Raw genomic sequence first — 24,741 nt, forward strand, 5'->3', positions numbered from 1 at the left:
AAGCATGCCCGGACTCTTATTCCCGGACTACGTCGTTCCGTGGGAGACCGAGGATCAAAAACTCCTGCGCAAGCACGCCGCCGAGTTCTTCCGCAAGGAAGCGACTCCCAACCAAGCCAGGTGGGCGAAACAGCAGAAGGTGGACCGAGAATTTTGGAACAAAGCCGGCGCTGCCGGGCTTTTGGGCCTCGACCTGCCCGAGCAATACGGCGGTGGTGGCGGCAGTTTCGGTCACGAGGCGGTGGTGATGCAGGAGCGCGCCTACGCGCACGACACCGCGTTCGGTTTCTCCGTGCATTCGACGCTGGCTTCCCACTACATCGCCGAGTATGCCTCCGAGGAGCAGAAGAAGCGCTGGATCCCGAAGATGGTCAGCGGGGAGATGGTGATCGCCGTCGCGATGACCGAACCGGGCACCGGGTCAGACCTGCAGTCGATTCGCACCACCGCGGTTCGCGACGGCGACGAGTACGTCATCAACGGCTCGAAGACCTTCATCTCCAACGGTTCCCACTGCGACCTGGTGGTGATCGTGGCCAAAACTGAGTCCGGACTGTCGCTGATGGTGGCCGAAACCGAAGGGCTGGCGGGTTTCCAGCGCGGCCGGGTTCTGGAGAAGGTCGGCCAGCACGGCCAGGACACCCGGGAGCTTGCGTTCACCGACATGCGGGTGCCGGCCGCAAACCTGCTCGGCGGCGTTGAGGGCAAGGGCTTCGCCCAGTTGATGGAGCAACTTCCGCGCGAGCGGTTGACCATCGGGGTCGAGGCGATCGCGATGGCGGAGGCGGCGGTAGTAGAGACGATCCGTTATGTCAAGGAGCGCACCGCGTTCGGCAAGCCCCTCCTCGCCTTCCAGAACACCAAGTTCGTGCTGGCCGAATGCAAGGCGGAGGTGCTGGCCGGCAAGGCGCTGATCGACTACTGCACCGGCCGGTACCTCGACGGAAAACTCGATGCCGCAACCGCATCGATAGCCAAGATGTGGGGATCTGACAAACAAGTAGAGGTCACTGACAAGTGCCTGCAGCTTTTCGGTGGATACGGCTACATGATGGAATACCCGATCGCGCAGATGTATGCGGCGGCTCGGGTGCAGAAGATCTACGGCGGCACCAACGAGATCATGAAGGTGCTGATCGCGCGAAGCCTGTAGACAGACACACAAAAGGAGCAGCCGAATGGACATCGCAGCTAGCAGCGCGGTCGTCACCGGTGGCGCGTCCGGGCTCGGTTTGGCGACGGTGGAGACGCTGGCGCGGTCCGGAGCGCGGGTGGTCGCCGTCGACCTGCCCAATGCAAACACGGACGCGCTAAGCCTCCTCGGCGACACCGTCCGGTTCGCGCCCGCCGACGTCACCGACGAGGATGCAGTGACCAGGGCCATCGAGATCGCCAACGCGGACAAGACATTGCGTATCATCGTCAACTGCGCCGGCGTCAGCGATGGCACCAAGACCGTCAGCAAGAAGGGCCCTTTCCCGCTCGACGCGTTCGAGAAAGTAATCAAGATCAACCTGATCGGGACCTTCAACGTCGTGCGCCTGGGCGCATACGCAATGTCGCAGAACGACCCCGTCGGCGGCGAGCGTGGCGTGATCGTCAACACTTCCTCCGGCGCGGCCTTCGACGGCCAGATCGGGCAGGCGGCCTACTCCGCTTCCAAGGGAGGTGTGATGGCGGCGACGCTGCCGATCGCGCGTGATCTGTCGTCGTACTTGATCCGGGTCAACACGATCGCTCCGGGGCTGTTCGAAACCCCGCTTCTCAACTCACTTCCAGAGGCTGCGCTAACCGCTCTCAAGGCGCTGACGTTGCACCCAAACCGACTCGGTGATCCTGCCGAGTACGCACACCTGGTCGTAGCCATCGTTGAGAATCCGATGCTCAACGGCGAGACGATCCGTCTCGATGGCGCAGTACGGATGCCTCCGAGGTGATGTCCGGCCGTCAGAGTTGCTGATTGGATCCCACAACTCCAGGAGAGAATCAACGTGCAGGACAGTGTCCGCGTCGTCGTCGACCATGTGAACGAACACGGAAAATCGCGGCTGAGCGAGCGGCGGGTGGTGGCATCGGTGGGCCAGGCACTGCGTTGCAAGATGCGCAACGAGCGTGAACGCAGTTTCGTCTTCGTCACTCCGAGTCGGAGTCGGAGAGAGAGAGGCTTAGTCACGTTAGCCAACAGTCGACGAGTTCCTGAGCCCACGGGTATCGCCCGTTAGCCCTTTCAACGCCTGGAACAGCCGTTGTTGGCGTGTCCCTCCATCAAAACTCTCTGATGAACCGGCATCATTCTTGCTGACTGAATAGTTGATCAGATGATGTTTCTTCACTTTAGGTGAAGTCGAGGAGGCGTGGGTTGGCTCTGGCTGTGGTCCGCGATCTGCGGGAACATCGAGTACCGGCGAGCGAGGAGGAGCTTGCCGACTTCGAGACCGATGTGTTGGCCGGGTTCGTGCTGGCACGGGCGTCGGCCGGATTGGTCGACAGCACGATCCGCAACGACATCAACCACCTCGAGCTGATCCACGACTGGTTCGGCCGGCCGCTGTGGGAGATGCGGCCCGCCGATGTCGACGTCTATTTCGGCAAGGTGCTGCGCGACGCCAACCCCTCGACTCGCACCGGGCGGGCGGCGGCACTGACCGTGTACTTCCAGTTCTTGGAGCTTCGGCACAAGATCGACCTGCACAACATGACAGGTCGGGTCGTCGAGTGCCCGCTGGACGAGATCAACCGGCCGCGAGCCTCGGTCGATCCGCAGCTGCGTATCCCTCCGACCGCCGACGAGGTGGAGCAGCTGTTCGCCGGGTGGCGCCAGGAACTGGCTGGATTCAATCGGTCGTTGCAACACCTCGATTCCTCGGAGGTGTGTGGTGGCGTATGGGAAGCGGCAGTTGGAGGTTCGTGCGTATCGGGGGCAGATGCCCTCCCCGGGGCGGCCGTCGGTGGCCTGGCGGCAGGACAGGGTCCGGTTCTGGGCGGGGATCGCTGCCGGAGCGATGACCGAGGACGCCGCTACCGAAGCGGGCGTGTCTTCGCCGGTCGGGTTCCGCTGGTTCCGCCATGCTGGCGGCGTGAATCCACGCTTGCCAGAAACTGTTTCGGGCTGCTACCTATCCTCGAATGAGCGCGAAGACATCGCTTTATGGCGTGCCCATGGTGCCGGAGTGCGCGAGATAGCCAGGAGGCTGCGCAGGGCGCCGTCGACCATCTCGCGTGAGCTGCGCCGTAACGCCTCGACGCGCACGTATCGGCTCGACTACAAGGCCTCGGTCGCGCAGTGGCATGCCGAAAGGCGGGCGAGGCGCCCGAAGACGGCCAAGCTGGTCGGCAACGACCGGCTGCGCCAGTACGTCCAGGACAAGCTCTCCGGTGTCGTTCGTGGCGCTTACGGGCAGATCATGGCTGGTCCGGCCGCGACGCCGTGGAAGGGACGCAACAAGCCGCACCGAGGGGATCGGGCCTGGGTGACAGCATGGAGTCCTGAGCAGATCGCCCATCGGATCAAGCTTGACTTCCCTGATGATGAATCCATGCGGATCAGCCACGAGGCCATCTACCAAGCGCTCTACGTGCAAAGCCGCGGTGCGCTCAAGCGGGACTTAATCACCTGCCTGCGCCGGGGTCGGGCATTGCGGGTGCCGCGGGCACGGTCTCGGCAGAAAGCGTGGGCGCACGTCACGCCGGAGACGTTGATCAGCGCTCGGCCGCCGGAGGTCGCTGATCGCGCGGTCCCGGGACACTGGGAGGGAGATCTGCTGATCGGGTTGCAGCGCAGCGCGATCGGCACGCTGGTCGAGCGCAGCAGTCGGTTCACGATGTTGATCCATCTTCCGCGGGAGGCCGGATACGGGCTGATTCCGCGGACCAAGAACGGGCCGGCTCTGGCCGGCTACGGCGCCCTCACGATGGCCAACGCCCTAGCGCAGACGATCACCTCGCTGCCCGAGGAACTGCGCCGGTCGCTGACCTGGGACCGGGGAAAGGAACTGTCGGCGCATGCCCAGTTCTCGATCGCCTCCGGGGTCAAGGTGTACTTCGCCGACCCGAAGAGTCCGTGGCAGCGTGGCACGAATGAGAACACCAATGGCCTGTTGCGCCAATGCTTTCCGAAGGGCACCGACCTATCCCGGTGGAACGCCGACGACATCGCGGCGATCGCTCACACCCTCAACACCCGACCACGCAAGACCCTCGGATGGCGCACCCCGGCCGAAGCGTTCAACGAACACCTACACTCACTTCAGCAAGCCGGTGTTGCAACGACCGATTGAATCCAGCCTGGTCACCTGCCGCAAGTTCGCCCCGGCCGCCCGCAACTACGCGGTCGCCCGGCTGGCGGCCGACGTGGGACTGCGCATCAACGAGGCGCGGATGCTCGACCTCGACGATGTGCGGTGGGAGCTGGGGCGGTTCGGCAAGCTGAACGTCCGTCACGGCAAGGGATCACGCCGCAAAGGCCCCAAACCGCGACTGGTGCCGCTGATCAACGGCGCCGACCGCAGCCTGAGATGGTTCATCGAAGACGTGCTTGGACTGTTCGATATCGACCCGAATAGCCATGCCGCGCCACTGTTTCCGTCCGAACGCAAGAACATCGACGGGACGTGCATGCGCGCGACAGCTGACGTCTATCGCCGATCGTTGGCGGAGGCGGCGGACCGGCATCTGCCTGCGTGGTCGGGGAAGCTGACCCCGCATGTGCTGCGGCACTTCTGCGCGTCCCAGCTTTACCTCGGCGGAATGAACCTGTTCGCCATCCAGGAATTATGTGGTCACGCCTGGACGGCCACGACGGCTCGATATATCCACGTCCACGCCACCCACGTCGAAGATGCCTGGGTCACAGCACAACGTAACAACACGAAGTAACTGCACCTACGAACTTAAGGATTGGCTCAATGAAGTGGAATCTACGCCTGACCGCGGCCAACCGCGGCATTTGGAAGGCCAGCGAACTCCAACGGATGCTGGCCGAGCGCGGCCTGGTGATCAGCGCCGGCAAGATGTCGGGCTTGTGGTCGGGCAACCCCAACGCCATCAAGCTCCACGATCTCGATGTATTCTGCGCCGTGCTCGACTGCGCCATCGACGAACTGCTGATCCCCGAGCCCGAAACCGTGGCCGCACCCACGCCGAAGGGTAGCGAGGAGGCCGCCGCTGCGGCCGGTGAGGCACGTCCCGTCACCCCGCGCGCTCGGACGGGAAGGTCGCTGCCGCCGCGATGAATTGCCTGCAATGCGGAGCCGAACTGCCAGCCAACGGTCGCCGCGACCAAAAATACTGCGGCAGAAGCTGTTCAAAAAAAGCGCACTACTATCGCGGAAAGGCGGGACTGCCTGCTCGCCCGCCCCGGCGGCATCCAGCCTTGGAATCCGACGACCCCGTGCTCGTGGCCGCTGCGGTATACGCCCGGGAACGCGCTGCCGCCCACGATTGGTGCGGTGAGACCACAAACCGATGCCTCGACGCCCTGGTCACCCTTCTGGCCGGTCGGCCCCCCGGTGATCGCGTGCCGCTCAAAGAGGTTCGAACACGGCCGCATCGGCTCGCGTCCCGTCGCAGGCTTGTCGAAATCCTCTCCCACTTCGACCTGCTGACAGACGACACCGAACCTCCGATCCGTGCCTGGATCGACCGCGTCACCGCGGAACTTCCGCCAGGGTTCGCCGAGCCGTCGCACCACTGGCTCCTTACCCTGTTGGTCGGCGGCGCACGTGCTCGCCCACGATCGCCCAGGACCCTCTACAGCTACTTCGGCGCGGTCAGGCCCCTTCTCGCGCACTGGTCCACCTCCTACGACCATCTCAGGGAGGTCACCAGGGCCGACGTCGACGCGACGCTGCGGCCGTTTCAGGGAAACCAGTGCCACAATCTGATCAAGGCGCTGCGGTCGCTGTTCCGGCACGCCAAGAAGAATGGTCTGGTCTTCAGCAACCCAACAGCGGGTTTGAAGAGCCAACCAGTAGACCAAGACCTCGTGCCCATCACCGATGATGAGGTGCGCTCGATCGAACAGCTCGCGAGCGAACCGCGTGCACGCCTAGTTGTGGCATTGAGCGTCGAACATGCCTGCCGCACAAGCGTTATACGCAAACTGGTGCTCGACGACATTGACCTGCCGAACCGGCGGATCACCCTTGCTGGACAACCAACGGCTCGGCGAGCTCACCCACAGAGCGCTGATCACATGGCTCGACCACCGCCGGGACAGATGGCCCCACACTCCGAACCGGCACGTTCTACTCACGACGAAAACTGCATTGCGCACAACGCCGGTGAGTCAAACATCGGTGAAACAATCGTTGAGCGACAATGGGTTCACGATCGAACGCATCCGTGCCGACCGAATCCTTCACGAAGCGCTGACCGCAGGCCCCGACCTGCTGCATCTGTCTCTCTCGTTTTCGGCATCTCCCACAACACCGCGCGGCGCTACACCACCGCGAGGGAGTATCCGAAATTCGGTGTAAGTGGCCCGACACGCCGGGTGTGAGCCTGGCGGGGAAGGTCCACGATGACCGAAACGATGAGGGCTGTGACAGCAACAGCCGATGTCCACGATGATGAAGTGATGGTCAGCTCTCCGACACCGGAGGAGCTGGCGACGGCCCGCGAGCTGGTGCGGGCGGCCCAGGCCCGCGGGGTGTCGTTCGCCGATACCGCTGACGGGGTGCTTAAGGCGCTGACCAAGACGGTGGTCGAGACCGCGCTGGAAGAGGAGCTCGCCGATCACCTCGGCTATGACAAGCACGATCCGGCCGGGCGGGGGGCGCCGAATTCACGCAACGGCACCCGCACCAAAACCGTGTTGACCGACACGGTCGGACCGGTCGAGATCGCCGTGCCCCGCGACCGCGGCGGCAGCTTCGAGCCCCAGATCGTCAAGAAAGCATCAACACCGGTTGACCCGGGTCGATGAGATCGTGTTGTCGTTGTATGCCAAGGGATTGACCACCGGGGAGATCGCCGCCCACTTCGACGAGCTCTACGACGCCAAGATCTCCCCGGACACCATCAGCAGGATCACCGACAAGGTCCTGGCCGACATGGCGGAGTGGACCGCGCGGCCGCTCCGTCTACGCCGCAATCTTCATCGACGCGCTGAGCGTGAAAGTGCGCGACGGTCAGGTCGCCAACCGACCGTTCTACGCCGCGATCGGGGTCGATCTGGCCGGGCACAAGGACGTGCTCGGACTGTGGGCCGGCGACGGCGCCGGGGAATCAGCCAAGTTCTGGTTCGCCGTATTGACCGACCTGCGCAACAGAGGCGTCACCGACACGTTCTTCTTGATCTGCGACGGACTTAAGGGGCTGCCCGACGTTGTCGGTGAGGTGTGGCCGGCCACCATCGTGCAGGCCTGCACCGTGCATCTGATCCGCAACAGCTTCCGCTACGTACCGCGCCAGCACTGGGACGCCCTGCGCCGCGATCTCAAACCGATCTACACCGCCCCGACAGCGGCGGCCGCAGAAGCGGCGCTCGAGGCGCTCGCCGACCGCTGGGGCAGCCGATATCCGGCCCTGATCCGACTGTGGCAGTCGTGTTGGAATGAGTTCATCCCGTTCCTGGATTACGACACCGAGATTCGGCGGGTTCTGTGTAGCACCAACGCAATTGTTATCTGGAGTCCTCCGGGCGGTGTCCTTGATGTCCGACACGAGGCGTTCAGATCCCAGGTTCTGCGTGGTGGACGTGATTATCTGCAGTCGTCCAGGAGGCAAGAACCTGCGGAGGGACGATGCAGATTGCGGTCAAGTCCAGGGACGTGGTGTACGACGTCGTCGTGTGATTCTTCGACTTGGTGGTTTAGGCGGTCAGTGCCGCCGGGGTGTCCTCCTGTTCTGTTGATGGCGTGTGGTCGGCGCGGGATTTGCTGAGGACGTCGAGGCCGAGGTAGCGGCGGGATTCGGCCCATTCGTCGTGTTGTTCGGCCAGCACCGCGCCGACGAGGCGGATTAGGGCGTTGCGGTCGGGGAAGATTCCGACGACGTCGGTGCGCCGGCGGATTTCCTTGTTGAGTCGTTCTTTTATCCGGCCCTCGGGGGCGGGTCAACCCGTCGGGGTGGGATGTTCATCGATCGAGGCGCTGGAGGTGGTCGGTAAGGGCGTGGGCGACGCGGTCGTGGCGGGCGGCTTCGTCGGTCCAGCCGCGGCACTCGGCGTCGGTTCTGAGGGCCTGGACGTCGGCGAGTTGGTCGGTGAGCGTGTCGCGGAATTCGGGGGCGGTGACGTAGTTGTCGCAGGTTTCGCAGATGTTGGCATAAGGGCACGCGCCCGCGGATTCGTGGCGAGCGCAGTATCCGTGTGCAACGCGGGTTTTCAGCATTTCACTGTGCAGCCAGCCGACCTTGTCGGGCAGGATCGGTTTGCCGACCGGGGTGAGGGTGAACTGGCGGCGCATCTTGCCCATCGCTTCGTCGTAGGCCGCGCGCAGGGTGGGCGAGGCCAGGGTGGCGTAGCGGATCGTCATTTGTGGAGTGACGTGCCCGAGTAAGGACATCAAGGCCTGCAGACTCATCCCGGCGTTGGCGAGTTCGGTGGCCCAGGTGTGGCGCAACTGATGTGGAGTGACCATCAGGACGCCGCCGTCGGGACGGTGCAACCCGGCGGATTCAGCGGCGGTGAGCAGCCCGTTGCGCAGCCGGGTGTAGCCCAGGCGGCGTCCGTGCCGGGTGAACAGAAAGTCGGTGAGCACGCCGGTGCGTGGGTGCGGCAGCGGCCGGTGCGTGCCGCGGAGGGCGACCCACTCGTCGAGCGCGGCGAGGGTCGCGGCGGAGAGCGGGACCATGCGTTCGGTGGCGAGCTTGCCCAGTGGCACCTTCAGCCAGGTTCCGGCCGGTCCGTAGTCGATGATGCTGCCCAGTTCGAGGTCGAGCAGTTCCCCCGCCCGCAGGCCGGCACCACGCAGCACGGTCAGGCCGATGCGGGCGAACGGATCCTGCAGGTGGGCAACGGCGTTCATCACTGCCGCGTCCACATCGGGTGCTAGCGCGCGTGGCAACGGCTGGTCGAGTTTGGGGACGTCGGCGGCGAATACCAACCGCCGTGGTGGGGCCTGCGCCCAGCCCCAGGCGGTGATGTCGTCGAGCAGGTTGCGCAGACTGAGCACTGCCGACTGGGCCACCGCGGCCGAGACGGTGCGCCCGGCGCCCGCGGCGGCGCGCTGACCACGCCAGCCCCGGGTGCGATTCCATTTCAGGTAGCCCTCGATGCAGCTCCGGTCGAGTTCACGCAGGCTGATGACGTCGGGATGGTGAGCGGTGAGGTATTCGGCGAAGGGCAGCAGGTCGTTGATCAGCGACTCGACCGATTTGGGCCGCAGCACCGCCGCGCGCACGCCGATGTAGCGCAGCAACGTCTGACGGATCGGGTCGGGCATCTCCACCTCGGTGAAGCGCTGCTCGAGGCTACGGGCCCACCGCCGGCGTTTCGGCGCGGTGTCGATGACCGCGGTCTCGAACAACAGCTGCCGCAGGCTGGCCAGCCGCCCCCTGTATGCCCGCCGCGACGATGGCGGCACCACGGTACGTGACAGCGCGGCGTCGAAGTCGTCGAGCGCGTCGCCGGTCAGGTCGGCGACCATTCCGCCGTGGTGTGCCAGCACTACCGCCAGACATTCGCCGAGGACCGTCTCGACCCAGGAACTCCTCCAGCCCAACCGAATTCCCGCATTCCGCAACGCGGCGAATCCGCTCGGATCCCGGTCCTCCACTGCGCGGCCCAGCCCGGTCAACTGTTTGACCGCGGCCAGCTCGACGTCCAGCCGTAACCGGCCGGTGCCGATCGTGTGACAGATCAGCGGCCACGCCCCGGTGTCCCGTATCTCGGCGATCCGCTCGGCTGCCGGCAGCGTCATCCAGGCGTGCAGGTCGCGGTGGCGTGCGGTGAAGTCGCGAGCGATCCGAATCCGGTCGCGTACCGCCCGCCCGCTCAAACCCAGGGTGGCGACGTGGTCGAGATAATCCGCCACCACCTCGTCGGCGCCTACGGGTTGGCCGACCAACACCGTGGTCACTGCCGGGCTCCGGCCAACGTCGCACGAGCAGCACCGTATTCGGCGGCGAGCTGCTCGATCGACAAATGCACGTAGCGGGCCGTGGTCTCCGGCGAGACATGCCCCATCAACGCCCGCAACGCCAGCAGATCGATTCCGGCCGCCGACAATTCGGTGCCGTAGGTATGCCGTAAACGGTGCGGGCGGACTCTTGTGGCGCCAGAGGTCTCCCGGTGCCGACGGAACAGGCTGCGCAGCCCGGCCTCGCTGACCGGTGCACCGGTCGTCGGGCCGCGCAGCACTACGAAGCACTGCGGCGTCGCCAACCCCGGCGGCCGCTCCCATCGCAGGTAGGCGGCGAGCTCGGTGAAGAACGCCGCATCGACCGGGACATGACGTTCCTTGCCGCCCTTGCCGATCACCCGAAGCCGGCGCCGGCCCATATCGACGTCGGCGAGCAGCAGGCCACGCGCCTCGGCCGAACGCAGCCCTCCGAGTAGCATCACCAGCACCATCGCCCGGTCCCGGTGCGTTGCCAGTGTCGCCAGGAACGCGTCGACATCGTTGGTGGACAACGATTCCGGAAGACGCTGCGGCTGACGCACCAACCTACCGCCACTGCGTGCACGCCCGGGACCCAGATGACCGAGCAACCCCCGCTGCGACTGGCGCAGCCCCTGTCCCCGCCGCGGCGACGGCACCGGATTGTCGGTGCAGACACCGGTCATCACCAGATACTCGAATAACGCGCGCACTGCCGCGACCCGGCGGTTCACCGTCGAAGCTGCCGGCGGGGTCGACGAGCGGTGACCGCCGGTGGGCTGGTCCGTTCGGCGGACGCCTTGCCAGTCGATCCAGTCGAACACCAACGGCGCATCGACCGCGGCGAGCCCGACCGCTTGCTGGACGAGGAACCGGCTCAAATTGGCGACGTCGAATGCGTAGGCCCGCACCGTGGCCGCGCTGAACCCCCGTCCCGCCAAATGGTTGAGAAACGCGTTCACCGCGTCCTGCCCGTCCCAGTCGCCCTCCAGGACATATCCGCTGTCGCTCTTGAGTACCCGCATCGCCGCTCCGCCTTCCCCCACCGAGATGCAGACAGCATCCATCCGTGCTCAGCGCTTGTGCGTGAACCTCACGCTGCAGCCCGAACCGTGTCCCCGGAGAGCCGGTTAACGGATAGTGGGTTGTTGGACCAGATCTGCCGCCAAATTTGTTTGGGGAAGGCGGTGAAGGCGAGCAGGTCGGCGCGGGCGTCTTCGAGGTGGTCGGCGACCTTGGGGAGCTTGTCGGCCAGTGCGTCGATGATGCGGTCATATTGGGCTGCAACGGAACCGGCGTCAGGTTGATCGAAGACCGAATGCAGTAGTGTGCGTACCCACGGCCACGATGATTTCGGAGTGATGGCCATCAGGTTGGTGGCGTAGTGGGTGCGACACCGTTGCCACGATGCCCCAGGCAGGGTGGCGCCGATCGCGGCCACCAGACCGGCGTGGGCGTCGGAAGTGACCAGACGGACCCCTGATAGGCCGCGGGCGGTCAGCGACCGCAGGAAGGTCAGCCAGCCGGCCCCGTCCTCGGCGGTGGTGACGTCGATGCCCAGGATTTCGCGGTAGCCCTCGGCGTTGACCCCGGTGGCGATCAGCGCGTGCACGTTGACCACCCGGCCTGCTTCGCGAACCTTGAGCACCAGGGCGTCAGCAGCCATGAACGTGTACGGGCCTGCATCCAGTGGCCGGGTCCGGAACGCCTCGACCGCGGCGTCGAGCTCTTTGGCCATCACGCTGACCTGGGACTTCGACAAGCTGGTGATGCCCAGAGTCTCGACGAGTTTGTCCATCCGCCGCGTCGAAACGCCCAGCAGGTAGCAGGTAGCCACCACCGTGGTCAGGGCCCGCTCGGCGCGTTTGCGCCGTTCCAGCAGCCAGTCCGGGAAGTACGAACCTTGCCTTAGCTTGGGAATCGCCAGATCCAATGTGCCTGCGCGGGTGTCAAACTCGCGGTGCCGATACCCGTTGCGGGAATTGGTGCGCTCGCTGCTGCGCTGGCCGTAGCCGGCACCGCACACCGCGTCGGCTTCGGCGCCCATCAGGGCGTGAATGAAGGCGGCCAACAACTCGCGCAGCACATCAGGGTGCGTGGTGGTGAGTCGTTCGGCCAGCACGGCAGACAGGTCGATATCGTGGGCAATGGTCATCGCGTTGATTCCTTTGCTCGAGTGACTTTGGTCGGTCCCTCGAAGAATCACGCGATGACCTTCATTCATCCGGCTACGACACGCCGGTCATCACCGGCTCGTACACCACTCTGCTGGACGCAACTCAGATTGCACGAGTTATCTCGCCGGTCTCGTTGCGTGAGTCGTGGACCGTTCTCGGCGACGACGATGCTCCGGTAGCGCCGGTCGACCGGTATCTGGCGTATCTGACCGACATCGAGCGATCACCGAACACGGTCAAGGCATACGCGCACGATCTCAAGGACTGGTTCGGTTTTCTCGCCGAGCGTGGTCTGGACTGGCGGGGCGTTCGGCTCGACGATCTCGGTGAGTTCGTGGCCTGGCTGCGGCTTCCGCTGCAGGCCCGGCATGGGCAGGTCGCGGTGTTGCCGTCGGTGCCGCATCATTGCACGGAATCGACTGTAAACCGCAAACTTTCGGCCGTCGGGGCGTTTTACACCCACGCTGCACGAGATGGGGTGGATGTCGGTGAGCTGCTGACCTCGTGGCAGGTCGGCGGCGCGCGCGGCGGTTGGAAGCCGTTCCTGCACCACATCAGCAAGGGCACGCCGAGGTCGAGGCGGGTGATCGCGTTGAAGACGCCGAAGAAGCTGCCGCGGGTGCTGTCGCCGGACGAGGTGCAGGCGATCCTGGACGGCTGCGGCCGGTTGCGGGACCGATTGCTCTTCGCCGTGCTCTACGACACCGGGATGTTCTCCAGGGCTCGGCCCCCGTGCGCCAGCGTGATTCTCTGAGTTTGTGCAGCTCAGAAGCTGATGTCGGAGATGCTATCCACCGCAACAGGTGTGGTGCAAGCAGACTCGCGCGTGTCATCGCAGCCGGGTTGGTGTGTTGAGTCGGGCCATGAGTTCGCGGTTGGCCGCCCGGGCTGCGGCGAGGTCTTCCTCGCGTTCGTCGAGTTGTTGCTTAAGGTCGAGGTTGTGCTGCTCGAGCTGGCTGATGCGCTGGTGGAGGGCGTCGATATCGGTGCGGGCGCCGAGCCCGGACTCGCGCCACGTCTGTTCACCGAGCGCTTCGGACAGCCGCTTCTCCAGCTGCTGGATGCGCGCGCCGAGCCGGGCGGCGCGTTCGTGGGCAGCGAGCAGATCGGCCTGCAGTGAGGCTCGGGTGACCCCAGGGCCGGTGTGCTCACTCGGGACTGGATCTGCTTGCAGCGCATGGATTTTCTCGAGCAGGTCGGGGTGTCGGTAGAGGAATGTGCGGTCAACGGCGGCGGCGCGGGCGATCGCGGTGGCGCTGAGCCGGTCGCCGGCGGCGGCGGCTTGGTCGATCGCGGCCAGCACGCGCCGGCGTCGGCGCATCGAGTCGTCGCGCCGGCCGTCAAGCATCGATCGGGTGCGTGTTGTCGACGAGACGGATTGTGCGGGTGTGTGATTCGACGTGGTAGCGGTGGTGGTCATGCGGTGGCCTCCGAGGCGATGGTTGTCGGTGCGGGTGGGGTGAGGCTGGGCATGCCCAGCGGGACGGTGTGGGCCGCGCGGTGACGGCGCACGATAGCGATCGCGTCGTCGATGCGGGCTTGCTCGGTCTCGTTGAGGTCGGCGACGTCTGCTTTGATGCGGTTGATCAGCCGCCGGATGCGGGTGATCTCCTCGTCGGTGGGGGTGGCATCGGCGCGGGCCCAGTCATCGACCCCGTCGATGGTGGCGGCCAGCCGTTCCCGGGTGCGTAGCAGATCATCGAGGTAGGCCTGCAGGTCGGGCAGGAACGCGATGTTGGTGCGGAAGTGATCGCAGCCCACGCAGCGGAACCGGACCGGGCAGGCCCCGCCGCCGGCCTTGACGTTGGTGGGTTCGGTGCAGGTGCCGTAGGGGACGGCGACCTCGCCGACGGCGTGGCGGGCGCGTTCGGATTCCAGCAGCATGCGCGCGTCACGCCAGATCCGGTTGCCGTGCCGGTCGAAACTGAGCGCGGTGACGGTGTCGACGGCGTCGCGGCGACGGTCCTCGCCGATGCGGTAGTAGCGCCGGGTCATGGAATAGCTACGGTGATCGAGCAATTCGGCCAGAACGTCGATCGGCACCCCGGCATCCGCGTGACGTTGGGCATAACAATGCCGATAGGCATAGGGCGTGACCTTGGTCTTGTCGACCTCGACCCCGTCGCGGGTGCGCAACACGGGCAGGGTCGAGATCCACTCGCGGTGCCGGTTGTCGAGCGTATCGATGCTGATCGGCTTTCGCCCCTCGGGGTTGCGGCGTGGTGTGGGCAGCAGTGTCAGTTCTGCGGGCGGGGTGTGAGGAAACATCGCCCGCACCCGGTCCTGCTGAGCGGCAATGACTTTCGCGGTAGCTTCGCCGATCGGCACACGCCGTCCGAGACGGTTGGCCTTGGCGTTGTCGTAAACCAGCACCGCCGATCCGTCCTTGTCGCGGTGCAGGCAGTTCAACGGCAAGGCGAGAATGTCCTCGGGCCGGCGCCCGGTGTCGATGCCGATCTGGGTGGCGACCCGCACCTCGACGGGTTCGAGGGCATCGAGGTGGGCGCACAGGATGGCCAGGACCTCCGGTGGCAGGTCGCGGCCGGGTTCGCCGCGTTCGGGTTCGGCGGGGATATCGCCGCGCTCGATGGCGAAATCGCCGGCCAGTCCGGCGGCTGTCTGCCCCGGCCGGGTCAGGCCGAGGGCGCGGATCCCGGCCAGCACCTCGCGCATGTCACGGCAGATGCCGTTGCGCCGGTATCGGCTGATCTCGCCGACGGACTCCAGATAAGCGAGTCGGTTGAGGAAATCCTCGATGTCGCTGCGGCCCAACGCCGAAGCGACGAGTCCACCATCGGGTCTGCGGCCGAGGAACTCCGACAGCAGCCGCAGCGCGTTGATCTTGCCGCGCACTCTCGCGGCGCCGCGACCTCGGTGGCGCGGGAGTTGTTCTGCTGCCCACCGCTTGACGGACTGGGCCAGCCAGGCCTGGCCGATCCCGGTGAACGACAAAGACCCGCGATGGCCGAAGACCGCGAGATCCCATGTGTCCTTTGCCTGTTCGCTGCCGGGATCGGCCAGAGCCCGCCGGACGTGCTGGGTCAGGGCGCTCCGCAGCGACCGCACGGACTTGTTGCGGGTGATCTCGGCCCGGTCGGTGGTGATCGAGGCGGCCTGTCGCCGGCGCAGCCCGTCGCAGAGCACCCGCAGCTCTACCTCGGTGATCTTCGCCCCGCCCCGGACGCGCTGCTGAACGCCGAACAGCACCTCGACCACCACCAGCACCGGCAGCGCGCGCAGGTTCACCCGCCCGCACTCGGCCACACCCGATTCCTGGGCTTGCCACCGATGCGAATCGAACTCAGGGTTGGTACCGAGCGCGCTACGCCAGCGCTGGTAGTGGGTGTTGCAGTAGCCGCGCGCGCTGTCGGCGGGCCGGGTGCACGCGGCCACCGCGCACGCGGGCATCGGCGGCAACGGCCGCACTCGCGGGTCGGCCAGGAACTGCTGCATCGACACCGGCGGTCGCCGCAGGCGGAACTTCTTGGCGTGCGGCTCGCACAACACCGCGTGCCGCACCGTCGGCACACACCGGCATCCCGGCACCGCGCACCGCGTCGCGGACGCGGGTTCGGCGGGCAGGCATGCGGCAGCGGCGATCTCGGCCGTGTTCATTCCCCGCCGAGTCAGGCGCGTGCAGCACCGATGACACACCGTGAGACCGGATTGCACGGTGTTCTGGCATCCCTCGGCCCGGCACACCGTCCGGCCCAACAATCGATGCTCCGCGAGCAACGACAACACCCTGGTCCGCGGATCCCACCCCGCCTCGTCCAAGAACCTGCGGTCGAGCATCCTCGCCAGCCGCGCGGCCGTGCCGATCACCACGACCCCGTCCAACACGTGCGGGGACTCGCCGCAGTCCTGCTCGACCGCGATTCTTTCAGCCAGCCCCACGGCGGTCACCGGGTCACCTGGGCCTGCTCGCGGGGACTGGGCACCGCATCCACGGCGGCCCGCAGCCGGGAGGAGTCCGGATGCAGGTAAACCTGCGACGAGGACACCGCGGCGTGGCCCATCAGGTCGGCGACCACATCGATCCCGGCCCCGGCATCAACAACGTTGCTGCCGAAGGCATGTCGCAACTGGTGGGGCCGCACCGCGACGTCGAGTCCGGCCCGCCGGGACGCCGCGGCCATCAACTCGCCGATCGCATCCGGCCGCATCGGCGCACCGATCCTGCCGCGGAACAGGTTAACGAACACGAAGTCACTGTCGGCGGCGCCGGTGACACGCATGCGTTCGAACTCGTAGACGTCGAACAGTTGCACCACAAGGAAATCCAGCGGCACCACCCGCTCCCGCCGCGACTTGGCCCAGGCCTGGTTCGGGTTGTCGTCTCGGCGCACCACATGCAGATGCGCGCGCTCGACATCGCAGCCCAGCCGCCGCGAGTCCACCAGCAGGTGCACATCGCTGCGCCGCAGCCCGCACACCTCCCCGCGGCGCAACCCGCCCCGCGCCATCAACAACACGATCAATCGGTCCCGCGCCGACCGGCACGCCCGCAGCAGCGCGACGATCTGCTCGTCGCTGGCCCGATCGATCGTCGTCTCCGGTTCCCGCAGCCGATGCCGGGCCCGCATCCGCCACGCCATCCGCCCGTCCTCGCCGCGGGCCTCCGCCGGCAGGTCCCGGTCATCGGCGACCTCATACAGCATCGACACCAGCCCCGCCGCGCCGTGGCCGGTCGCCACCGCGTGCACCACCATGCCCCGCACCGCGGTCAGCACCCCGTTGATCCGCGACGGGCCCCGCACCGCAGCAGCGCCAGGTCCGGCCACCACCACGCTCGCGGCGTCATCGACCGATGACCGGGCGTGAGCCAGCCACGTCATGAACAACGCGAAACCCTCCACACCGGCCTGCCAGGACCGGCCCGACCGGGCACACCAGCGCAGGAACAACGCGATCGAATGCGCATACGCCTTCGTCGTGGACTCGGCCGCGTCGTGGCCGAACCGCAGATGCCGCAGATACGCATCGGCGACATCAACCACCTGCAGGTCCTCATCCAGCACCGTCCAATACCGTTGCCCGGACGGCAAACTCACCGGGAATACTCGCATGGGCTCTCACTTTCGGGCCGACAGTCACAAACAACTACCAGCCACGAGCACCACACCCCCGGAGAAACGCCGAGCAACCCGCCCGATCATGTAGATCGAGCAACGTCCCGCAACAGGTCAGGAAACCCCGGAGAAGGGATGCGGATCGGCGAGGTACTTGGTTTGCGGCACAACGACATCGCCTCCGCTGAGCATGAAGTAACGGTGCGGCGACGCGACAACGCCAATGGCGCGCGCGCCAAGTCACAGACCGTCCGCACGATCCCGGTCAGCAGCGCGTTGATCCGATTGTTCGCCGACTACCTTCACACTGAGTACGGCGATCTGGACAGCGACTATGTGTTCGTCAACCTGTGGGGCCGTCCGCAGGGGCATCCGCTGACCTACGCCGCGGTCTATGACCTGGTGCGGCGGCTGCGCCGGCGGACCGGGATCGACTTCGACCCGCACTGGCTGCGACACACGGCCGCAACCCGGCTGCTGCGCGACGGAGTCAGCATCGAGGTGGTCGCGCATCTGCTCGGACATGCGCACGTGGCGACGACGACCACGACGTATGGGCACCTCACCGTGGAGGACGCTCGGCGGGTCATGGAACAGGCCGGTTGGTTCACCGATGGGCAGGTGCGGCTGTGAGGGCGCCGTCGCTCAAGCCTGCCGGCCCGTCGGGGCTGCTGGGCAAGCTGATGGCCGAGGTCCGCAACGAATTCCGCAGCAATGTACTGGAATTCGGGCCCGAGGATCCGGTGTTTGGTGGAGCCGAGTGCCGGGTTGAGGGGTGCGAGCGAACCGCCCGTGGACGCGGCCTGTGTGAAGGACATCGGCAACGGTGGCATGAAGAGGGGCGTCCGTCGCTGGAGCGGTTCGCCGTGTCGACCGATCCGCGGTGGCGGCGGCGACAACCCAACCAGCGCTGCCGGGTGCCCGGTTGCGGTTACGGCTCTGCCCGTGGCGGCATGTGCGGGCTGCACGCGCAACGATGGGAACGAGCCGGGCGCCCCAGCCTGGCGGGATGGCTGGCCGAACCACAGCCGTTCAAGCAGCCAGCGCCGGGCGCGACCTGCCGCATCCCGCATTGCGAGCTCTGGCCGCAGGGCACGTCTGCGTTCTGCCAAACCCACACCAATACCTGGAAGGGTCAACGGCAGACCCGACATTGACGAGTTCGCCGACCGCTTCGCCGCCGAAACCCCGCTGGCCAGCGAGCAGATCCGGCTCGACCGGCTGACCGGTCAGCTGAAGCTGGAACTGCAGTACGTGCTGCAACGCCGTCACGACGATCGGCAGGGCAAGCTGACCCCGGACGTGGTCATGCGCGTCGTGAAGGCACTGGCCGCAATAGGCGTGGGCTCCCTGCTCAACCACGACGAGGACATCTGGCACGACTGGGCTCGGTCGACGATCAATGACACTCGCTCCCGTGGGTTCCTCAGCTACGCATCCCGGGTGATCGCCGACCTGGCCGAAGCCGGCGGCTGGGACGCCGAATACCCGCGCGATGTCTGGCGCATGCGCCGGCTCGGCTACGACGGAGACCGCACGCTGCGGTTCGGCGGTATTCCGCAGCCGTGGCTGCGGGATCTGGCCAAGCGGTGGGCCCGGTGGCGGCTGTCGACCGGATTGGGCCTGGAAGCCGGCGGCGGCAGGCCGGTCGTTGTGCTCACCCGCTTCGCCGGGTTCCTCGCCGACATCGGCGTCGAGAGCATCGACCGGATCGACCGGCCGGTGCTGGAGCGCTATCTGGCCAACCTGCGCGGCGACTCCATCGGTGCCCAACGTCGCGGGACCCATATCGGGCTGCTCAACCGGTTCTTCGCCGCCGTTCGCCAACACCGTTGGGACACAGACCTTCCCGCAGACGCGATGTTCTTCGCCGAGGACTACCCGAAACGCGACGAACGGTTGCCTCGGGCACTGGCCGAACAGGTCATGGCTCAGCTCGAGGATCCCGACAACCTCGCCCGATTCACCGATCCTGCCCACCGGTTGATCACGATCATCTTGATGCGTTGCGGGCTACGGATCACCGATGCGCTACGGCTGCGCCGCGATTGTGTGGTCGCCGACGCCGAAGGTGCTCCGTATCTGCGCTACCTCAACCACAAGATGAAACGCGACGCGTTGGTGCCCATCGACGTGCAGTTGCGCGAGCTCACCGCCGAACATCGCAACCGCACCGCCCAGCGTTGGCCGGCAGGCACGCCGGTGTTGTTCCCACGGCCGACGAAGAACATTGACGGCACCCACCCGATCGCCAGCCCCACCTACCGGATGGCGCTGTTGCGCTGGCTGTCCGTCTGCGACATCCGTGACGAGCACGGCCAGCCGGTGCACCTAACCCCGCACCAGTGGCGCCACACCCTGGGCACCCGGCTGATCAACCGCGACGTCCCACAAGAGGTCGTGCGACGCATCCTGGACCACGACTCCGCGCAGATGACCGGGCATTACGCCCGCCTGCACGACACCACCGTGCGCCGCCAGTGGGAGGCGGCCCGCAAGGTCGACATCCACCGCACCACAATCATTTTCGACCCGTCCGGTCCGATCGCCGCGGCCGCCTGGGCCAAACAGCGCCTCGGCCGAGCCACCCAGGCCCTACCCAACGGCTACTGCGGACTGCCGGTGCAGCAGAGCTGCCCGCACGCCAACGCACCGTTGACTGAACTAACTGGCCCAGCCGCGTGGCGTGGCGCGGCGTAATGCGCCGGCCCCGATAGCTTTCGGCCATGAACCAAGAGCCAGTACAAACCAGGGATGTAGCCCGTCTTGTTGTTTCTCGCTGTGGGGAGCTCGCCTCAACCGGCGATCTGGGTGAGCCTTACCGGTTGATCGACGCCGAGGGCGCCGTCGTGGAATCAGTGGCCGCGTTTCTACGGGAGCTGCTCGCGGCTGGGCGTTCTCCAGCGACGCTGCGTTCCTACGGCATGGACTTGCTGCGGTGGTGGAGATTCCTCGGCGCGGTCGATGTCGATTGGCGCCGCGCGACGCGGATCGAAGCGCGCGATTTCAGCTGTTGGATTCAGCTGACGGTCAAACACCGGAGAAGGCCATCGTCGGACCAAGTGGTTGCAACCGTGGAGTCGGTTGGGCCGCCGAACCCCGTAACGGGCAAGGCCGCCCTCGGCCCCGGGTATGCCCCGGCGACGATCGCTCACAGCGAGACGGTGCTACGCGGCTTCTACGACTTCCAGCGTGACCTCGGTGCCGGACCGATCTTGAATCCGTTTCCCCTCGATATCGCACGTCGGTCGGAGCGGGCGAATGCCCACCACAACCCGATGGAGGCCTGGAAGCACGACCGTGTAGGGCGCTATCGCCCCAAAATGCCGCAGCGGATTCCGCGGGCGATACCCGACGATCGGTTCAACACGCTGTTCACCGCGCTGCCGTCGAATCGGGACCGAGCAATGGTTGCATTCTGGATCTCAACGGGAGCCCGCGCGTCCGAGCTGCTGGGGGTTCGCCAGTGCGATGTCGACCCAGGCCAACAACTGATCACCGTGGTGCGCAAGGGTTCCCGCGCCATACAGCAACTGCCCGCGGCGGCGGACGCATTTGTGTGGCTCCGCCTGTATCAGCAAGACCTGCAGGCCAAGTTGCCGCGTGGCCGGACCCGGCCGCTGTGGTGGACACTACGCCGACCACACCGTCCGCTGACCTATCACGCCGCGCACAGGATGTTCGAGCGGGCCAATGCCTGCCTGGGCTCGGATTGGACGTTGCACGACCTGCGGCACAGCGCCGCGATGCGGATGGCGCGGGATCCGCAGATGACGTTGAGCGACGTGCAGTGGGTGATGGGCCACGCCCACTTGACCACCACCGAGTTGTATTTGACGCCCTCCAAAGAGGAGGTCGTAGCGAGTGTGCTGGCTCACCACGCGCGGCAAGCGGCGCGGCGCGAAGATCCGGTTCCACCGCCGCCGGCGCCGGGCTACGACCCGCAGTCGCTGAGCGTCCTGTTCGGGAGGTCGATGTGACCACGATCGCCAAACACGTTGCGCGCAAACCACTTGCCGTGGCGAATGCGACCAAGACTCAGATCAGCGGGCGGAACAAGCAGCTGCGCGAACGGTTCCCCGCCCGTCAGCCCGAGCATTGTGGGGCAGCCACGGCCGGAACCGCCCAGGACACCATGGTCAGGCTGACCTCCGGATTGTTTACCTCGGATGTCAAGGGGACCCAGGCGGGTCGACGACGCGGTGTGACCAAGCTGCTGGACTGGCTGGCGACGTTTCCGGGCGACACCTGGCAACAGCGTTGGGAACTCAGTGGCGTCGAGCAGCATCCCGGCAAGACCTGGACCGGGCTCTCACTGAGGTGGCTGCAGGAGCGCGGTCAGGACGCGTCGTACGACGTCGACGATCTGGCCTCGGGCCTGCTCGTGTTGATCTGCGGCGACGTCATCCGTCCGGGTGTGCCGTGGATGCTTACCCGCACCCACGCCCGGCTGGCCGGTGCGATGGCGCACATCAGAGACCCGCAAGGGTTCGCCCAGCTGCGGCGACTCGCCGAGACCCAACCGGCCAGCTCCGCCGTCGACGCGCGGGTCGCGGCGACCAGGATCGCGACCATCCTCGCGTGCAAGGGCGGACGTGTCGCCGACATCACTGTCGGCGACTGTGTCGAACTGGTCGACACCCTGCGCCAGGTACACGCTCGCGGCGGACAAAAGAAGGTCGACTTCTACCTACGCCTGCGTGCGATTGGCATCTTCCCCGACGATGCGCCGCACACGATTCGCGCATTCGGGCAAGCCACCGGGCGACTCACGATCGAAGAATTAGTGGATCGATATCCGTTGCGTTGCCGACCCATTCGCGACCTGCTTGTCGACTACCTGCGGGAACGTCAGCCGTCGCTGGACTTCGCCAGCATCGACGCGATCTCCCGCAGCCTGGCCGGGCTGTTCTGGGCCCGCATCGAAGCCATCGCACCGGGCATCGACACCCTGCAGCTGCCCCAGGACGTCATCCGGACCTGGAAGGACGACCTGGCCACCAAGAAGCGAACGATCACCAACGCCGCCGGTGAGCAGATCGAGGTCGCAACCCCGCGACTCAACGCCAAAGACGAACTACTCCGGGTGCGAGCGTTCTACCTCGACATCGCTCAATGGGCCGTCGACGATCCCGCCCGATGGGCCCGGTGGGCGGCTCCCTGCCCGATTGGCGACGCCGAGATCCGACGAGCCAAGGAACGCAAACACCGCAAGGCTCGGATGGACCAGCGCACCCGCGAACGACTGCCTGTGCTGCCGGTGCTGGTGCGCACCGCGAACGAGCGCCGCCGCACCGCACAACAGTTCTTGCAGGCCGCTGACCAGACGGTGTCTGGAACCCTGATCCCCGGCACCGACGCCAAATTACGGAAAGCGCACGTCCCCAAAGCCATAGGCCGCCACGTCTGGGCCGACGACACGGCCACGGGCAAACGGCGCAACCTGTCCTACGAGGACGACGAGGCGTTCTGGGCGTTCGCGACGATTGAAGTATTGCGACTGACCGGCATCCGCTGTGAGGAACTGCTTGAACTCAGCCACCACAGCATCACCGAATACCGCCTGCCCTCCAGCGGCGAAGTGGTGCCGCTGCTGCAGATCGCCCCCTCCAAGACCGACACCGAACGCCTGCTGCTCGTCAGCCCCGAACTCGCCGACGTGCTCAGCGCCATCATCACCCGCCTCCGCGCACCAAGCGGTGCGATACCCCTGGTGCCGTCCTACGACACCCGAGAGCGAGTCTGGAACCCGCCGATGCCGCTGCTGTTCCAACGCGCCATCGGCAACGAGCACCGCCCCTTCACACCCAGTGCGATCCGCAAACTGCTCATCGACGCACTCGCCGCCAGCGGGCTCACCGACGCCACCGGCGAACCGCTGATTTTCTCGCCCCACGACTTCAGAAGGATCTTCGTCACCGACGCAATCATGAGCGGGCTACCACCGCACATCGCCCAAATCATCTGCGGGCACAAGACAATTGACACAACCATGGGATACAAAGCCGTCTACCCCATGGAAGCGATCGAAGCCCACCGAGCGTTCATCGCTCGCCGACGGGCAACCCGACCCAGCGAGGAGTACCGGACCCCGACCGAGGACGAGTGGGACGACTTCCTCGCCCACTTCGAGAAGCGCAAGGTGTCGGTCGGGACGTGCGGCCGCGCGTTTGGAACGCCGTGTTTTCACGAGCACGCTTGCGTCCGATGTTCGCTTCTCCGGCCGGACCCAGCGCAACGACCACGCCTGGAAGAGATCCGCAGCAACCTCGAGGACCGAATCGAGGAGGCCAAACTTCACGGCTGGCTCGGCGAAGTCGAGGGACTCCAAGTCAGCCTCGCCGGGGTGAAAGACAAACTCACTCAGATCGACACGAGCCGTCGCCTCGCGGTCGACCTCGGAACCCCCTCCCTACCAACAAATGCGCGGCCACGATGAACGGATCGCTAAGTGCCCCAGCTAAGTTCAGAGAAGCCTGTCTGACCTGTCCGATGTTCCTCACCACCGCCGAGTTCCTGCCCCAGCACCACCAGCAGCGGCAACAGAGCCTGCAGCTGATCACCGCCGCCCAAGCCCGCGGACAACAACGTCTGGCCGAGATGAACCACCAAATCCTGCACAACCTGGACAACATCATCACCGCCCTCAACGATCCACAACCAGGGAAGGCCAAACATGCCGGCTGACAACAGCATCCACCTCATCCACGCCGCCCAGCAGCGGCACGAACACACCCGCGCCAAGGCCATCGCTGCGATGCACGAACTCGACCGGACCGGCGCCCTGCTCACCTTCGAATCCGTCGCCCGCCACGCCGGTGTCTCCCGCTCGTGGATCTACACCCAAACCGACCTCAAAGACGAGATCCGCCGGCTCCGCACCCAACACCGACCCGAGCCAAGCACACCGTTACCCGCCCGACAACGCGCCAGCGACGACTCCCCGCGGCAGCGCCTCGAAATCGCCAACCGCCGCAACCGCGAACTCGCCGACGAGAACCGGCGGCTACGCCGCCAACTGGCGTGCGCCCTTGGCCAACTCCGCGACGACACCGGCCGACATCATGAACCGACGCATCGCGATTCGGTAACAATCGGGCCGTGCTAACCGCCAAGCGATATCCATCTCCAACCGCGTCATGGACACCCTCCACGACACAAACCTGCAGGTCACAACAGCTACCGCGGCCAGAACTCCAGATAACAATCGAGTCACTCAACGCCCGCTACCGACGGGCGATCAAGGCTCGCGGCCATTTCCCCTCGGAGGCCGCGGCGCTGAAGTGCCTGTATATGGTGACTCGCTCCCTCGATCCCAAGGGCACCGGCCAGCAACGCTGGGCGGTCCGCTGGAAGCCCGCTTTGAACGCGTTCGCAGTAACATTCGCCAACAGAATGCCCGACCTCAACCGAGGATAGGGAAACGCCACTTACACCGAATTCCGGATG

At 66.0% G+C, this 24,741-nt stretch carries 17 protein-coding genes and 7 pseudogenes; 17 read left to right on the forward strand and 7 right to left on the reverse strand.

Translation table 11 applies throughout. The features are described 5' to 3' along the window. The first annotated feature begins 4 nt into the window (after positions 1-4). The 9 genes and pseudogenes from AC0KS4_RS01200 to AC0KS4_RS01240 all read left to right on the forward strand — a co-directional run bounded on the left by AC0KS4_RS01200 (position 5) and on the right by AC0KS4_RS01240 (position 7,884). Positions 5-1,153, forward strand: coding sequence for an acyl-CoA dehydrogenase family protein (locus AC0KS4_RS01200; protein ID WP_007168426.1), 1,149 nt, complete (start codon positions 5-7; stop codon positions 1,151-1,153). Positions 1,154-1,178: 25 nt separating this feature from the next. Beyond that, positions 1,179-1,937, forward strand: coding sequence for an SDR family NAD(P)-dependent oxidoreductase (locus AC0KS4_RS01205; protein ID WP_007168427.1), 759 nt, complete (start codon positions 1,179-1,181; stop codon positions 1,935-1,937). 422 nt (positions 1,938-2,359) lie between these two features. Next, positions 2,360-2,827, forward strand: a pseudogene (locus AC0KS4_RS01210) (site-specific integrase); the annotation flags it as partial. 97 nt (positions 2,828-2,924) lie between these two features. Continuing rightward, on the forward strand, positions 2,925-4,277 hold the full coding sequence (locus tag AC0KS4_RS01215; RefSeq protein ID WP_046184758.1) for an IS30 family transposase: 1,353 nt from the start codon (positions 2,925-2,927) through the stop codon (positions 4,275-4,277). 7 nt (positions 4,278-4,284) lie between these two features. After that, positions 4,285-4,875 (forward strand): annotated as a pseudogene (locus AC0KS4_RS01220) (tyrosine-type recombinase/integrase); the annotation flags it as partial. A 29-nt stretch (positions 4,876-4,904) separates the two neighbouring features. Then, on the forward strand, positions 4,905-5,231 hold the full coding sequence (locus AC0KS4_RS01225) for a helix-turn-helix domain-containing protein (protein WP_007168431.1): 327 nt from the start codon (positions 4,905-4,907) through the stop codon (positions 5,229-5,231). A gap of 140 nt (positions 5,232-5,371) precedes the next feature. Further along, positions 5,372-6,499: an integrase gene (locus tag AC0KS4_RS01230; protein WP_224112882.1), complete on the forward strand. Its 1,128-nt coding sequence runs from the start codon at positions 5,372-5,374 to the stop codon at positions 6,497-6,499. Between the two features lie 42 nt (positions 6,500-6,541). Next, a complete protein-coding gene (locus AC0KS4_RS01235) occupies positions 6,542-6,925 on the forward strand; it encodes a transposase (protein ID WP_057969888.1) in 384 nt (127 codons plus the stop codon). A 4-nt stretch (positions 6,926-6,929) separates the two neighbouring features. Continuing rightward, positions 6,930-7,884 (forward strand): annotated as a pseudogene (locus AC0KS4_RS01240) (IS256 family transposase). Here AC0KS4_RS01240 and AC0KS4_RS01245 read toward each other — a convergent pair. The 4 genes and pseudogenes from AC0KS4_RS01245 to AC0KS4_RS01260 all read right to left on the reverse strand — a co-directional run. Further along, positions 7,814-8,032, reverse strand: a pseudogene (locus AC0KS4_RS01245) (transposase); the annotation flags it as partial. The pseudogenes AC0KS4_RS01240 and AC0KS4_RS01245 sit on opposite strands and share 71 nt — an antisense overlap. A 46-nt stretch (positions 8,033-8,078) precedes the next feature. Continuing rightward, positions 8,079-10,022 (reverse strand): tyrosine-type recombinase/integrase, encoded by a 1,944-nt coding sequence (locus AC0KS4_RS01250; RefSeq protein WP_007172497.1) that lies wholly within the window; start codon positions 10,020-10,022, stop codon positions 8,079-8,081. Then, on the reverse strand, positions 10,019-11,068 hold the full coding sequence (locus AC0KS4_RS01255) for a tyrosine-type recombinase/integrase (protein WP_007172498.1): 1,050 nt from the start codon (positions 11,066-11,068) through the stop codon (positions 10,019-10,021). Before AC0KS4_RS01255 ends, AC0KS4_RS01250 begins: the two co-directional genes overlap by 4 nt. A gap of 116 nt (positions 11,069-11,184) precedes the next feature. After that, positions 11,185-12,198: pseudogene (locus tag AC0KS4_RS01260) on the reverse strand (IS256 family transposase); the annotation flags it as partial. A 155-nt stretch (positions 12,199-12,353) separates the two neighbouring features. On the opposite strand from AC0KS4_RS01260, the pseudogene AC0KS4_RS01265 reads away from it, so the two are divergent. Beyond that, positions 12,354-12,932 (forward strand): annotated as a pseudogene (locus AC0KS4_RS01265) (tyrosine-type recombinase/integrase); the annotation flags it as partial. Between the two features lie 117 nt (positions 12,933-13,049). On the opposite strand, the gene AC0KS4_RS01270 reads toward AC0KS4_RS01265, so the two are convergent. From AC0KS4_RS01270 to AC0KS4_RS01280, 3 genes are read right to left on the reverse strand one after another with little or no spacing between them, the layout of a single operon-like run. Then, positions 13,050-13,640, reverse strand: a complete 591-nt coding sequence (locus tag AC0KS4_RS01270; protein WP_101930903.1) for a hypothetical protein — start codon at positions 13,638-13,640, stop codon at positions 13,050-13,052. Then, the gene (locus AC0KS4_RS01275) at positions 13,637-16,126 is read right to left on the reverse strand and encodes a tyrosine-type recombinase/integrase (RefSeq protein WP_007168436.1); all 2,490 of its coding nucleotides are present in this window, start codon (positions 16,124-16,126) and stop codon (positions 13,637-13,639) included. Before AC0KS4_RS01275 ends, AC0KS4_RS01270 begins: the two co-directional genes overlap by 4 nt. Beyond that, a complete protein-coding gene (locus AC0KS4_RS01280; RefSeq protein WP_007168437.1) occupies positions 16,123-17,289 on the reverse strand; it encodes a tyrosine-type recombinase/integrase in 1,167 nt (388 codons plus the stop codon). The genes AC0KS4_RS01275 and AC0KS4_RS01280 overlap by 4 nt, the downstream gene beginning before the upstream one ends. A gap of 135 nt (positions 17,290-17,424) precedes the next feature. Here AC0KS4_RS01280 and AC0KS4_RS01285 point away from each other — a divergent pair. The 7 genes and pseudogenes from AC0KS4_RS01285 to AC0KS4_RS01315 form a co-directional block, all read left to right on the forward strand. Further along, positions 17,425-17,925: pseudogene (locus AC0KS4_RS01285) on the forward strand (tyrosine-type recombinase/integrase); the annotation flags it as partial. Positions 17,926-18,237: 312 nt separating this feature from the next. Beyond that, on the forward strand, positions 18,238-19,992 hold the full coding sequence (locus AC0KS4_RS01290) for a tyrosine-type recombinase/integrase (RefSeq protein ID WP_007168439.1): 1,755 nt from the start codon (positions 18,238-18,240) through the stop codon (positions 19,990-19,992). Between the two features lie 125 nt (positions 19,993-20,117). After that, complete coding sequence (locus AC0KS4_RS01295; RefSeq protein ID WP_007168440.1) at positions 20,118-21,272, forward strand: tyrosine-type recombinase/integrase; 1,155 nt, start codon at positions 20,118-20,120, stop codon at positions 21,270-21,272. Next, a complete protein-coding gene (locus tag AC0KS4_RS01300) occupies positions 21,269-23,731 on the forward strand; it encodes a site-specific integrase (RefSeq protein WP_007168441.1) in 2,463 nt (820 codons plus the stop codon). Before AC0KS4_RS01295 ends, AC0KS4_RS01300 begins: the two co-directional genes overlap by 4 nt. Positions 23,732-23,784: 53 nt before the next feature. Next, on the forward strand, positions 23,785-23,979 hold the full coding sequence (locus AC0KS4_RS01305; RefSeq protein ID WP_007168442.1) for a hypothetical protein: 195 nt from the start codon (positions 23,785-23,787) through the stop codon (positions 23,977-23,979). Next, the gene (locus AC0KS4_RS01310; RefSeq protein ID WP_007168443.1) at positions 23,969-24,400 is read left to right on the forward strand and encodes a DUF6262 family protein; all 432 of its coding nucleotides are present in this window, start codon (positions 23,969-23,971) and stop codon (positions 24,398-24,400) included. The genes AC0KS4_RS01305 and AC0KS4_RS01310 overlap by 11 nt, the downstream gene beginning before the upstream one ends. After that, the gene (locus AC0KS4_RS01315) at positions 24,394-24,711 is read left to right on the forward strand and encodes a transposase (protein WP_075630241.1); all 318 of its coding nucleotides are present in this window, start codon (positions 24,394-24,396) and stop codon (positions 24,709-24,711) included. The genes AC0KS4_RS01310 and AC0KS4_RS01315 overlap by 7 nt, the downstream gene beginning before the upstream one ends. Positions 24,712-24,741: the final 30 nt, after the last annotated feature.

It is taken from the genome of Mycobacterium sp. NTMscope_MAC_12 (assembly GCF_976985675.1).

What these genes read in the sequence shown, in the direction of transcription:
- AC0KS4_RS01200 (WP_007168426.1), top strand. Translation starts at nt 5, where the DNA reads ATGCCCGGACTCTTATTCCCGGACTACGTCGTTCCGTGGGAGACCGAG.
- AC0KS4_RS01205 (WP_007168427.1), top strand. Translation starts at nt 1,179, where the DNA reads ATGGACATCGCAGCTAGCAGCGCGGTCGTCACCGGTGGCGCGTCCGGG.
- AC0KS4_RS01215 (WP_046184758.1), top strand. Translation starts at nt 2,925, where the DNA reads ATGCCCTCCCCGGGGCGGCCGTCGGTGGCCTGGCGGCAGGACAGGGTC.
- AC0KS4_RS01225 (WP_007168431.1), top strand. Translation starts at nt 4,905, where the DNA reads ATGAAGTGGAATCTACGCCTGACCGCGGCCAACCGCGGCATTTGGAAG.
- AC0KS4_RS01255 (WP_007172498.1), bottom strand. Translation starts at nt 11,068, where the DNA reads ATGCGGGTACTCAAGAGCGACAGCGGATATGTCCTGGAGGGCGACTGG.
- AC0KS4_RS01270 (WP_101930903.1), bottom strand. Translation starts at nt 13,640, where the DNA reads ATGACCACCACCGCTACCACGTCGAATCACACACCCGCACAATCCGTC.
- AC0KS4_RS01280 (WP_007168437.1), bottom strand. Translation starts at nt 17,289, where the DNA reads ATGCGAGTATTCCCGGTGAGTTTGCCGTCCGGGCAACGGTATTGGACG.
- AC0KS4_RS01305 (WP_007168442.1), top strand. Translation starts at nt 23,785, where the DNA reads ATGTTCCTCACCACCGCCGAGTTCCTGCCCCAGCACCACCAGCAGCGG.
- AC0KS4_RS01310 (WP_007168443.1), top strand. Translation starts at nt 23,969, where the DNA reads ATGCCGGCTGACAACAGCATCCACCTCATCCACGCCGCCCAGCAGCGG.